This is a genomic window from Streptomyces sp. NPDC039430, from assembly GCF_055639435.1.
Genome location: NZ_JBVKAK010000008.1, coordinates 453,226 through 465,971, shown reverse-complemented (window position 1 = coordinate 465,971; position 12,746 = coordinate 453,226). Strand labels below are relative to the sequence as shown.

At 70.6% G+C, this 12,746-nt stretch carries 2 protein-coding genes; both read left to right on the top strand.

The annotated features are described in order from the left end of the window. Positions 1 to 11,307, top strand: an 11,307-nt coding sequence (locus tag ACZ7LS_RS22370; RefSeq protein WP_385135641.1) for a type I polyketide synthase, incomplete at its 5' end; no start/stop codon positions are given. Positions 11,308 to 11,761: 454 nt separating this feature from the next. Continuing rightward, positions 11,762 to 12,517, top strand: a complete 756-nt coding sequence (locus tag ACZ7LS_RS22365; RefSeq protein ID WP_382519837.1) for a thioesterase II family protein — start codon at positions 11,762 to 11,764, stop codon at positions 12,515 to 12,517. Positions 12,518 to 12,746: the final 229 nt, after the last annotated feature.

Below are 12,746 nucleotides of genomic sequence, written 5' to 3'. Positions count from 1 at the left end.
GGTCTGGTGGAGCGGCTGGCCGTATTGACGGTGGTTGAACGTCAGGAGGTGCTGTTGGATCTCGTACGTGGCCAGGTGGCTCTGGTTCTGGGGCACGCCGACGGCAACGCGGTCAACCCGGGCCGCGCCTTCCGCGACCTGGGCTTCGACTCACTCACCTCCGTCGAACTCCGCAACCGGCTCAACACGGTGACCGGACTGCGGCTGCCGGCCACGATGGTCTTCGACCACCCGACCGTCGAAACGCTGGTCGATCATCTGCTCGATGAGTTGCTCGGTGCCGACGCGGATGTGGCCCTGCCTGCGCCTGGGCGTAAGGCCGTGGTGGCCGATGATCCGATCGTGGTCGTCGGGATGAGCTGCCGGTATCCGGGCGGGGTGGCCTCGCCGGAGGATCTGTGGCGACTGGTCACCGAGGGCAGCGATGTGATCTCCGCCTTCCCGACCAATCGTGGCTGGGATGTGGACGGCCTGTTCAATCCGGACCCCGACCACAAGGGCACGTCGTACACGCGACAGGGCGGCTTCCTGCACACCGCGGGCGAGTTCGACCCGGCGTTCTTCGGTATGTCGCCGCGTGAGGCGCTCGCCACCGACTCCCAGCAGCGGCTGCTGCTGGAAACATCGTGGGAGGCGATCGAGCGGGCCGGGATCGACCCGGTGTCGTTGAAGGGCAGCGCGACCGGCGTATTCGCCGGCGTCATGTACAACGACTACAGCACGGTCCTGGGCGGCCCCGAGTTCGAGGGCTTCCAGGGGAGCGGCAGCTCGCCGAGCCTGGCGTCGGGCCGGGTGTCGTACACGCTGGGTCTGGAAGGTCCGGCGGTGACGGTGGACACGGCCTGCTCGTCGTCGCTCGTCGCGATGCACTGGGCGATGCAGGCGCTGCGCAGCGGCGAATGCTCCCTGGCGCTCGCCGGCGGCGTGACCGTGATGTCGACCCCGTCGGTGTTCGTCGACTTCTCCCGACAGCGCGGACTCTCTCCCGACGGCCGCTGCAAGGCGTTCTCGGACGCGGCCGATGGTGTGGGCTGGTCGGAGGGTGTCGGCATGCTGGTGCTTGAGCGGCTGTCCGACGCACGGCGTAACGGTCATGAGGTGCTGGCGGTGGTCAAGGGCTCGGCCGTCAACCAGGACGGTGCGTCGAACGGCCTCACCGCCCCCAACGGCCCGTCGCAGCGGCGCGTGATCCGCCAGGCGCTGGCCAGCGGCGGACTTGCGGCCGATGACGTCGATGTGGTCGAGGCGCACGGTACGGGTACGACGCTGGGTGACCCGATCGAGGCGCAGGCACTCCTTGCCGAATACGGCCGGGACCGTAGCCCGGAGCGTCCGCTGCTGCTGGGCTCCGTCAAGTCCAACATCGGTCATACGCAGGCTGCTGCCGGTGTCGCCGGTGTGATCAAGATGATCATGGCGATGCGGCATGGGGTGCTGCCGCGGACGTTGCATATCGATGCTCCGTCGTCGCATGTGGACTGGTCGGAAGGCGCGGTGGAGCTGCTCACCGAGCAGACACGGTGGCCGGAGGTCGGTCGCGCGCGGCGCGCGGGTGTCTCGTCGTTCGGGATCAGCGGCACGAACGCGCACGTCATCCTGGAGCAGCCGGCCACCGTCATCCAGGGAACAGTCCTCGGCAGTACGGAAGCCCCGAAGACCGAGCCGGGCATGGTCCCGTGGGTGCTCTCGGGCAAGACGGCCGAGGCACTGCGCGGCCAGGCGGCCAAGCTGCTGTCGTCGATCGAGGCGCGGCCCGAGCTGCGGCCGGTGGATGTCGGGTTCTCGCTGGCTACGGGCCGCTCGAAGTTCGATCACCGGGCCGTGGTGCTGGTGGGAGAGTCCGCAGATACGGCACGCGCTCTGGCGGCTCTGAGGTCCGGTGTCCCGGATGCGTCGGTGGTGTCGGGTTCGGTCGTTGGTGGGAAGACGGCGGTGCTGTTCTCGGGGCAGGGCAGTCAGCGGTTGGGGATGGGTCGTGAGTTGTATGGGCGGCTTCCGGTGTTCGCGGAGGCGCTGGATTCCGTACTCGCGCTGCTGGAAGCGGAGTTGGGTGGGTCGTTGCGTGGGGTGATGTGGGGTGAGGACGCCGACTCGCTGAATGACACGGGGTGTGCTCAGCCGGCGTTGTTCGCGGTGGAGGTGGCGCTGTTCCGGCTGGTGGAGTCGTGGGGTGTGCGGCCGGAGTTCGTGGCGGGGCATTCGATCGGTGAGATCGCGGCGGCGTGTGTGGCGGGGGTGTTCTCGTTGGAGGATGCCTGTCGTCTGGTGGTGGCGCGTGGGTCGTTGATGCGGGCGTTGCCGGTGGGTGGATCGATGATGGCGGTGCAGGCGACGGAGGAAGAAGTCACTCCGCTGCTGTCGGGTGAGGTGTCGATCGCGGCGATCAACGGCCCCGCTTCTGTTGTTATTTCGGGTGACGAGGACGCTGTCCTGGCGGTGGCGGCGCGTCTGTCGGAGCGGGGGCGTAAGACTGCGCGTCTGCGTGTCTCGCACGCGTTCCACTCGCCCCTGATGCGGCCGATGCTGGACGAGTTCCGTGCGGTGGCGGAGGGGTTGTCGTTCGCGGCTCCCCGGATCCCGGTCGTGTCGAATCTGACCGGGGCCCTGGCGTCGGCGGAGGAGCTGTGCTCGGCCGGGTACTGGGTGCGGCATGTCCGGGAGGCGGTCCGGTTCGCGGACGGTGTGCGGACACTGGCGGAGCAGGGTGTGCGCACGTTTCTGGAGCTGGGTCCTGACGGCGTGCTGTCGGCCATGGCCCAGGAGTCCGTACCGGACGGAACCGCGACCGTACCCATCCTCCGCAAGAACCGCCCCGAGGAAGCCTCGGCCGTCACCGCACTCGCTCAGCTGCATGTACGGGGAGTTCCGGCGGACTGGACGACGTTCTTCGCGGGGGCCGGCGCGCGGCGGGTCGAGTTGCCCACGTACGCCTTCCAGCGCACATGGTTCTGGCCGGCGGGCCCCCTGGGCGGTACCGGCGACGTACGGGCCGCGGGGCTCGGTTCGGCCGAGCATCCGCTGCTCGGAGCGGCCGTCGAACTCGCCGAGATCGAGGGCGCGTTGGTGACCGGTCGGTTGTCGGTCCAGTCGCATCCGTGGCTGGCTGATCACGCGGTGATGGGCCGGGTTCTTCTTCCCGGTACCGCGCTGCTTGAGCTGGCGATCCGGGCCGGTGACGAGGTCGGCTGCGACCGGGTGGAGGAGCTGACGCTCGCCGCGCCGCTGACCCTGCCGGAGCGTGGTGCGGTTCAGGTGCAGGTCGCCGTCGGCACTCCTGACGAGTCGGGCCGGCGTTCGGTGGGGATCTACTCCCGCCCCGAGGACGGGACGGACGGTTCGTGGACCCAGCACGCCACCGGCGCGCTGACAACCGCCGACACCACGGCCACCGACTCCGGTTTCGACGCCACGGTGTGGCCGCCGACCGGCGCCCGCGCCCTGGAAATCGAGGGTTGCTACGAGCGGTTCGACGAGCTGGGCTTCGCGTACGGCCCGGTGTTCCAGGGGTTGAGGGCGGCTTGGCGGCGGGACGGTGAGATCTTCGCCGAGGTGAGCCTGCCGGAGAGTGCGGAGAGTGACGCGGCCAGGTTCGGTCTGCATCCTGCCCTGCTGGACGCGTCCCTGCACGCCTGGCTCCTGCCCGGCGACGGCGAAGAGGGCGGTGGGGGTCTGCCGTTCTCGTGGGTGGGTGTGTCGTTGCACGCGACGGGTGCTTCGGCGGTGCGGGTGCGGTTGGCTCCGGTCGGTAAGGACGCGATGTCCGTGGCCGTCGCCGACACGTCAGGTCGGCCAGTGGCCTCAGTCGACTCGCTGCTCGTACGGGCCGTGTCACGCGAGCAGTTGACCGCCTCCGCTTCCGCGGACCTCGTCCGTGACGCGCTGTTCGGTCTGGAGTGGACGCCGGTGACGGCGGTGACCGAGCCGCCTGTCCGGGAAGTTGTCCAGGGGGCAGTCCAGGGGGCGGCCACGACGGGGTCGGCAGTCCCGGAGGCGGCCGTCCCAGGCTCAGCAGTCCCGGGCCCGGTCGTCGTCCTCGGACCCGACCCGATGGGGCTCGCCGACGCGCTGACCGAGTCCGGCGCGGAGGTCGGGACATACACCGATCTGATGTCGCTGGCGGCGGCGCCGGAGCCCTCGATGCCGGACACCGTGCTGGTGGGCATCGACGGTACGTCGTCCACGAACGAGGTCGCCGAGTCGGCCCACACGCTGACCGCCGAGGCCCTGGCCCTGATCCAGGGCTGGCTGGCCGAGGAGCGGTTCACAGGTTCGCGGCTGGTGTTCGTCACCCGGGGTGCTGTGTCCGTGGACGGCGGTGCTGTCGGCGATCTCGCGGCGGCCTCCGTGTGGGGGCTGGTGCGGTCCGCGCAGTCGGAGAATCCGGGCTGCTTCGGGTTGCTGGATCTGCCCGCCGACCTTTCGTCCCTGTCCGAAGCGCGAAGGGCTCTCGGTTCCGATGAGCCACAGCTGATCGTCCGCGACGGCGCGATCCGCGCGGGTCGACTCACCCGTCTCCCGGTGACCTCCGGCGAGGACGGTGGCCAGGCCGGGCCGGCCTGGGACGCCGAGGGCACGGTCCTGATCACCGGCGGTACGGGCGGCCTGGGCGGCGTTCTCGCCCGGCATCTCGTCGCCGAGCGCGGTGTGCGCCATCTGCTGCTCGCCAGCAGGCGGGGTGCGGAGGCGCCCGGCGCCGCCGAACTGGTCACCGAGCTGACCGCGCGCGGCGCGCGGGTGACGGTCACCGCGTGCGACCTCGCCGACCGGACCGCCGCGTCAGAGCTGCTGGCCGGCGTACCGTCCGAGTATCCGTTGACGGCTGTGGTGCATGCGGCGGGTGTGCTGGATGACGGTGTGGTGGGTTCGTTGACGCCTGGGCGGTTGGACGGGGTTCTGCGGCCGAAGGTGGATGCGGCGTGGCATCTGCATGAGCTGACGCGTGATCTGGGCTTGGGTGCGTTTGTGGTGTTCTCTTCCGTGGCGGGTGTGTTCGGGGGTGCTGGGCAGGGTAATTACGCGGCGGCCAATGCGTTCCTGGACGCTTTGGTGGCGTGTCGGCGGGCCGAGGGGTTGCCGGGTGTGTCGCTGGCCTGGGGTCCGTGGGATCAGGTGGGCGGGATGACCGGGACGGTGGAGGAGGCGGACATGCGGCGCCTGGCACGTGCCGGGATGCCCCCGCTCTCCGTCGACCAGGGCGTCGCGCTCTTCGACGCGGCGCTCGCCTCCGGTGAGACCGTGGTGGCGCCCGTGCTGCTGGACCTCCCCGCGCTGCGCGCGCAAGGCGATGTACCGCCGCTGCTCAAGTCGTTGATCCGTACCCGCTCCCGGCGGAGCGCGATCACCGGATCGGCCACCGCCACGACCGCCACCACCGCCGGGCTTCTCGGCCGGCTGGCAGGGCTGACCTCGTCCGCGCGGCACGAAGCACTGCTGGATCTCGTACGGAGCCAGGTCGCCCTCGTACTCGGCCACGCCGACGCCGCAGCCGTCAACGCCACCTCCCAGTTCAGGGAGTTGGGCTTCGACTCGCTGACGGCCGTGGAACTGCGCAACCGGCTGAGTACGGTGACGGGTCTGCGGCTGACAGCCACGCTGGTCTTCGACTACCCGACGGCGACAGCGCTCGCGGACCATCTCCGGGAGGAACTGTTCGGCGCCGAGGCCGAGGGCGCGACCACCATCCCGGTCAGGATGCTGCCGCCCGTGGCCGACGATCCGATCGTGCTCGTCGGGATGAGCTGCCGCTACCCCGGCGGAGTGGCCTCGCCCGAGGACCTCTGGCGGCTGGTCACCGAGGGCATCGACGCGGTCTCCGGCTTCCCGGCCAACCGTGGCTGGGACGTGGACGGACTCTTCCACCCTGACCCGGACCACGCGGGTACGTCGTACACCCGCTCGGGCGGATTCCTTGAGAACGCGGGCGACTTCGATCCCGCCTTCTTCGGGATGAGTCCGCGCGAGGCGATGGCGACGGACTCGCAGCAGCGGCTGCTGCTCGAAGCCTCGTGGGAGGCGATCGAGCGGGCCGGTATCGATCCGGTGTCGCTGAAGGGCAGTGCGACCGGTGTGTTCGCCGGTGTGATGTACAACGACTACGGCACCACACTGAACGGCAAGCAGTTCGAAGGACACCAGGGCCAGGGCAGCGCGGGCAGCGTGGCCTCCGGCCGGGTCTCGTACACCTTCGGGTTCGAGGGCCCCGCCGTGACGGTGGACACGGCGTGCTCGTCGTCGCTGGTGGCGATGCATCTGGCGGCCCAGGCGCTACGCGGCGGCGAATGCTCGCTGGCGCTCGCGGGCGGTGTGACGGTCATGTCGACCCCGGGCACCTTCGTGGAGTTCTCCCGGCAGCGGGGCCTGTCGCCCGACGGCCGGTGCAAGGCGTTCTCCGAGTCGGCCGATGGTGTGGGCTGGTCGGAGGGAGTCGGCATGCTGGTGCTTGAGCGGCTCTCCGACGCGCGACGCAACGGCCACCCGGTGCTGGCGGTGCTGCGCGGCAGCGCGATCAACCAGGACGGCGCGTCCAACGGACTCACCGCACCCAACGGCCCTTCCCAGCAGCGCGTGATCCGGCAGGCGCTGGCCAGCGGCGGACTGTCGCTGGACGATGTGGACGCCGTGGAGGCGCACGGTACGGGTACGACACTGGGCGACCCGATCGAGGCGCAGGCGCTGCTGGCCACGTACGGACGGGACCGTGACCCGGAGCGTCCGCTGCTCCTCGGTTCGGTGAAGTCGAACATCGGTCACACGCAGGCCGCCGCCGGTGTCGCCGGTGTCATCAAGATGGTGCTGGCGATGCGCTACGGAACGCTGCCGCGCACGCTGCATGTGACCGAGCCCTCGTCGCACGTCGACTGGTCGGCGGGCGCGGTGGAGCTGCTGACCGAGCAGACGCGGTGGCCGGAGAGCGACCGGGTACGGCGTGCCGGTGTCTCGTCCTTCGGTATCAGTGGGACGAACGCGCACGTCATTCTCGAACAGCCGGAGCCGGTGGCCGAGTTCACCGCCGAGCCGGAGGTGTCGACCGAGCCGGGCGAGCCGGAGACCTCGACTGAGCCGGCCGAGTCGGCCGTGGCGGGGTCCGCGTCGCCCGCTGTGGTGCCGTGGGTCCTCTCGGGCAAGACTCCGGGGGCGTTGGCCGCCCAGGCGGCCAGGCTGCTCTCCTACGTCGAGGCGCGGCCGGAGCTGCGGCCGGTGGATGTCGGCTTCTCGCTGGCGACGGGCCGCTCGGTGTTCGAGCACCGCGCGGTGGTGCTGGCGAGTGATGCGGTCGGCTCCGACGACGTGGTTCGTGCGCTGAGCGCCCTGGCGTCCGGTGACGCGGATCCGTCGGCGGTGTCGGGGGCGGTGCTCGGCGGCGGGACGGCGGTGCTGTTCTCCGGTCAGGGCAGTCAGCGGCTCGGGATGGGGCGCGGGCTGTACGGGCGGTTCCCGGTGTTCGCCACCGCGCTGGACTCCGTACTCGCCACGCTGGAAGGGGAGTGGGAAGGTTCCCTGCGCGAGGTGATGTGGGGCGAGGACGCCGAGCGGCTGAATGACACCGGCTTCACCCAGCCCGCGCTGTTCGCCATTGAGGTGGCGCTGTTCCGGCTGGCGGAGTCGTGGGGCCTGAAGCCGGACTTCGTCGCCGGTCACTCGATCGGTGAGATCGCGGCGGCGCATGTGGCGGGGGTGTTCTCGCTGAAGGACGCCTGCACACTGGTCCTGGCGCGGGCGAGGCTGATGCGGGCACTGCCGGCCGGTGGGGCGATGGTCGCCGTACGGGCGACGGAGGACGAGGTTCTTCCGCTGCTGTCGGACGAGGTGTCGGTCGCCGCGGTCAACGGTCCCGCTTCCGTCGTCGTCTCGGGCGATGAGGCCGCGGTCCTGGCCGTGGCGACGCGACTGGAGGAGCGGGGGCGTCGGACCACGCGTCTGCGTGTCTCGCACGCGTTCCACTCGCCCCTGATGCGGCCGATGCTGGATGACTTCAGGGCGGTGGCCGAGGGGCTGTCGTTCGAGACGCCCCACATCCCGGTCGTGTCGAATCTGACGGGCGGTCTGGCGTCGGCCGAGGAGTTGTCCTCGCCCGAGTACTGGGTACGGCATGTCCGCGAGGCTGTCCGCTTCGCGGATGGTGTGCGGACGCTGGTCGAGCAGGGCGTGCGCACGTTTCTGGAGCTGGGTCCTGACGGCGTGCTGTCGGCCATGGCCCAGGAGTCCGTACCGGATGAGGCGGCGATCGTACCGGTCCTCCGTAAGGACCGCCCCGAGGAGCCGACCGCTCTCACCGCGCTGGCTCACGTCCACGCGCATGGGGCGACGGTCGACTGGACCGGGTTCTTCACCGGGACGGGGGCGCGGCCGGTCGAGTTGCCCACGTACGCCTTCCAGCACCAGTGGTTCTGGCCGGCCGGTTCGCAGTCCGCCGCCGCCGGGGATGTACGCGCGGCGGGGCTCGGTTCGGCCGAGCATCCGCTGCTGGGAGCGGCCGTTGAACTCGCGGCGGGTCAAGGTGTGTTGTTCACCGGCCGGTTGTCGGTGCAGTCGCATCCGTGGCTGGCTGATCACGCGGTGATGGGCCGGGTTCTTCTTCCCGGTACCGCGCTGCTTGAGCTGGCGGTCCGGGCCGGTGACGAGGTCGGCTGCGACCGGGTGGAGGAGCTGACGCTCGCCGCGCCGCTGGCCCTGCCGGAGCGTGGTGCGGTTCAGGTGCAGGTCGCCGTCGGCACTCCTGACGAGTCGGGCCGGCGTTCGGTGGGGATCTACTCCCGTGCGGAGGAAACGCCGGACGGGTGGGACGGGTCGGACGCACCCTGGACCCAGCACGCCACGGGCGCCCTGGTCGGCCGTTCCGAAGGGGCGGAGACCGGGTTCGACGCGACGGTATGGCCGCCGGCCGGTGCCGAGTCCCTCGACGTCGAGGGTTGCTATGAGCGGTTCGACGAGATCGGGTTCATGTATGGCCCGGTGTTCCAGGGGTTGAGGGCGGCTTGGCGGCGGGACGGTGAGATCTTCGCCGAGGTGAGCCTGCCGGAGAGTGCGGAGGGTGACGCGGCCGCGTTCGGTCTGCATCCAGCCCTGCTGGACGCGTCCCTGCATGCTTCGCTCCTGGCGGCCGGCAGTGACGGTGAAGAGGGCGGTGGGGGTCTGCCGTTCTCGTGGTTGGGTGTGTCGTTGCACGCGACGGGTGCTTCGGCGGTGCGGGTGCGGTTGGCCCCGGTCGGTAAGGACGCGATGTCCGTGGCCGTCGCCGACACGTCAGGTCGGCCGGTGGCCTCAGTCGACTCGCTGCTCGTACGGGCCGTGTCGCGCGAGCAGTTGACCGGAGTCGGCGGCGCGGGCAGGGACTCGCTGTTCGGTCTGGAGTGGACGGCGGTGACGGCCGCGACCGAGCCGGACGTCCCCGAGTCGGTGGCGCTCCTCGGACCGGACGCCTTCGGGCTCGCCGACGTACTCGCGAAGGCGGGTATGTCCGGAACCGGCGTCGAGACGCACGCCGATCTGGCCTCGCTGGCGGCCGGGGACTCCCCGGTGCCGGATGTCGTGCTGGTGCCCGTCCTGGGCGAACAGAGCGGTGCCGCCGGGCCGGCGGCCGTACCCGGTGCGGTGCGCGAGGCCGTCTCCCGGGTGCTGGAACAACTCCAGGGCTGGCTGGCCGAGGAGCGGTTCACAGGTTCGCGGCTGGTGTTCGTCACTCGGGGTGCTGTGTCCGTGGACGGCGGTGCTGTCGGCGATCTCGCGGCGGCCTCCGTGTGGGGGCTGGTGCGGTCCGCGCAGGCGGAGAATCCGGGCTGCTTCGGGTTGCTGGACCTCGACCCGGCGGCCGAAGCCGCCGCGTTGGCGCCGCTCGGCCGGGCTCTGGGCTCCGAGGAGCCGCAGCGGGTACTTCGAGGGGGCGAGGTCAGGGCCGCGAGGCTGGACCGCGTACCCCTGCCGGAGCCTGTCACCACCCCGGCTGACGGGGACAGCGGAGACGACGGCCGAGCGGCAGGAGTGAGCTGGGAGCGCGGCGGCACCGTACTGATCACCGGCGGCACCGGCGGCCTGGGCGCCGTACTGGCCAGGCACCTGGTCGCGGAACGCGGCGTCCGCCGGCTGCTGCTGCTCAGCCGCCGCGGTCCGGGCGCCGAGGGCGCGGAAGCGCTCGTCGGGGAGCTGGCGCGGCTCGGAGCCGAGGCCACGGTCGCGGCCTGCGACGTCGCCGACCGGGAAGCGCTGGCCGGGGTGCTGGCCGGCGTACCGTCCGAGTATCCGTTGACGGCTGTGGTGCATGCGGCGGGTGTGCTGGATGACGGTGTGGTGGGTTCGTTGACGCCTGGGCGGTTGGACGGGGTTCTGCGGCCGAAGGTGGATGCGGCGTGGCATCTGCATGAGCTGACGCGTGATCTGGGTCTGGGTGCGTTTGTGGTGTTCTCTTCTGTGGCGGGTGTGTTCGGGGGTGCTGGGCAGGGTAATTACGCGGCGGCCAATACGTTCCTGGACGCTTTGGTGGCGTGTCGGCGGGCTGAGGGGTTGCCGGGCGTGTCGCTGGCCTGGGGTCCGTGGGATCAGGTGGGCGGGATGACCGGGACGGTGGGTGAGGCGGACATGCGGCGCCTGGCACGCGCCGGGATGCCCCCGCTCTCCGTCGAGCAGGGCGTCGCGCTCTTCGACGCGGCGGTCACCGGCTCGCGGGCGCTGGTGCTGCCCGTACGGCTGGATCTGGCGGCCCTCCGCGCCCAGGGCGGGATCCCGCCTCTGCTCAGCGGTCTGATCCGTACTCCGGCCCGGCGTTCGGCGACGGCCGCCCCGCGTTCGGCCGAACCGCTCGGGCAGCGGCTTACGGGACTGACCGAAGAGGAGCGTCGTGCCGTCCTGCTGACGCTGGTCCGCGAGCAGGCGGCCGTGGTCCTCGGACACGCGGACGGAACGGCGGTCGGTGCCTCGCGCCAGTTCCAGGAGCTGGGCTTCGACTCCCTGACGGCGGTGGACTTCAGGAACCGGCTGAACGCGGCCACGGGGCTGCGGCTCCCGGCCACCCTGCTGTTCGACTACCCCACCCCGGCCGATGTCGTGGACCATCTCCACTCCCGGCTGGTGACGGAGGCGGTCACCGGCGCCGGATCGGTGCTCGCCGTCCTCGACCAGCTGGAGAAGGCGATCACGGAGATGACGGTCGACGCGCAGGAGTTCAAGCACGTCGGCGGACGCATCGAGGTGCTCAGGGCGAAGTGGGCCGCGTTGCGGCAGGAGTCCGCGAACGGCTCGGGCGAGTTCGACCTGGAGGCGGCGTCGGACGACGACGTGTTCGCGCTCCTCGACGACGAACTCGGCCTGTCCTGAACCGCGAGGGCTCCGGGAAGCGGCACGGTCCGCCTCCCGGAGCCCCGGGCGGTCGGGGCCCCGCGGTTCCGAGTGGTCGGGGTCCCGCGGTTCCGGGCGTCCGGGACCCTGGCAGCCGGAGCCCCGGGAGGCGTTTCCTTCACTCCCGAGCGGGTTCCGTCACCGATGTCCACACAGAGACTAGGGAATTTCCCACTGTCCGTCCTAGTGGAATGGGGAGGCCGGTCACCGGGCCGGCACGTGGCGGTCGATGAGAGTGCGAGTGGCACGATGTGAGTCGCCGTCCGCCCACTTCCGCTGGGTAGGAGTGCCGCATGGAACGTTCGGTCGCTTCGGCGCGATTACGGCGCGCGCGGCGTGCCACGTCCCGTCATGTCCCACTGTCATCGGCCCGGAGGCCCGGATCGCTGCGCGGTCCGGATCGCCCGGCCCACGCCTAGGAGGATGCAACACGATGACGACGTCCACCGAGGAGAGCCTCTGGGCGCGGTGCTTCCACCCGGCACCGGCCGGCTCGGAACAACTCTTCTGTTTCCCCCACGCGGGTGGCTCGGCGTCTTTCTACTTCCCGGTCTCCGCCCAACTGTCGTCCGTGGCCGAGGTGTTCTCGGTGCAGTACCCCGGCCGTCAGGACCGGCGCAAGGAGACCAGCCCCGGTGATCTCGGGGTCATGGCCGATCAGATCTACGAGGCGTTGCGCAAGCGTCTCCGGGCCCGGCCGACCACGTTCTTCGGGCACAGCATGGGCGCGACGATCGCTTTCGAGGTCGCGCGGCGGTTCGAGGCCGACGGCGGTGAACTCTCCCATCTGTTCGCCTCCGGCAGGCGCGCCCCGTCGCGCCACCGGGCCGAGAGTGTGCACGAGCGCGACGACGACGGCATCGTCGCCGAACTGAAGCTGCTGTCCGGTACGAATACGGCGCTGCTCGGCGACGAGGAGATCCTGCGGATGATCCTCCCGGCGATCCGCAGTGACTATCGGGCCATTGAGACCTACCGCTGCGATCCAGCGACGAGGGTCCGGGTCCCGATCTCCGCGCTGACCGGCGACAACGATCCGAAGACCACGCTGGACGAGGCCGAGGACTGGCGTGGCCACACCACGGGATCCTTCGACCTGAAGGTCTACCCCGGCGGGCACTTCTTCCTCAGTTCACAGGCGCCGGCGGTGATCGCGCTCCTGCGGAAACATCTCTCCACTCAGGCGTAGTCGGCCGATCCGGCTGACTCGACTGATCCGGCCGATCCCACTGAGCGACCGAGCTCACTGAGTGATCGGTCAACGTCTCACGCTTGATCAACACCTTCGGGTGGTGTGTGCTCCCTGATGTGCTTCTAGCGCCCGTGATGGCACGGTTGTGCCTGTCGCTCTGGAAGAATGTCTTCTCGTGCGGTCATCCGGATCATCCGGTTATCCGGACATCCGGGTTTCCGGAGTC